2 tRNA genes are annotated in these 522 nt (G+C 36.0%); both read left to right on the top strand.

Features of this window, described 5'->3' with window-relative positions:
* The first annotated feature begins 173 nt into the window (after positions 1-173).
* Positions 174-247: transfer RNA gene (locus IE178_RS37280), tRNA-Pro, on the top strand.
* A 170-nt stretch (positions 248-417) separates the two neighbouring features.
* Positions 418-491: transfer RNA gene (locus IE178_RS37275), tRNA-Trp, on the top strand.
* Positions 492-522 lie beyond the last annotated feature (31 nt).

The following is a 522-nucleotide window of genomic DNA, read 5'->3' as shown; positions in this document are numbered from 1 at the left end:
TAGGTTCTGTATTTCATATGTATATAAGGCTTTTACTATTATTATATGATTATTATATGTTATATGAGACCAAAAAGAAGAAATGGCAAGATAAATTGTGTATATCAATGGAGAAAATAAGGATGTGGAAAACAAGACAGGAATTCTCTACAATGACACTGTAGACCAATTAAAGGGATGTAGCGCAGCTTGGTAGCGCGTTTGTTTTGGGTACAAAATGTCACGGGTTCAAATCCTGTCATCCCTACCTATTACTTCTCCGTTGAGCAGTAACGAGGGATCAATTGAGATGGATTAATTTTGGACATACATAATATTTCATTTTTATGATACTACTCTATAGTATATGCATACAAGATGTATTGGGGTTACAAAAAGAATCTTTTTCGTTACAGTCTTAGCTATTCTGATAAGAAAGCGCTCTTAGTTCAGTTCGGTAGAACGTGGGTCTCCAAAACCCGATGTCGTAGGTTCAAATCCTACAGAGCGTGATTCCCTTCTTGGTAGATCGAATTTCTACCG

The sequence above is a fragment of the Streptomyces griseoloalbus genome (genome assembly GCA_014650015.1).
In the GTDB taxonomy this organism is placed as follows: Bacteria; Actinomycetota; Actinomycetes; order Streptomycetales; family Streptomycetaceae; genus Streptomyces; species Streptomyces griseoloalbus.
Note: the sequence above shows the minus strand (reverse complement) of the source record. Positions and strands in the feature narration are given on the sequence as shown.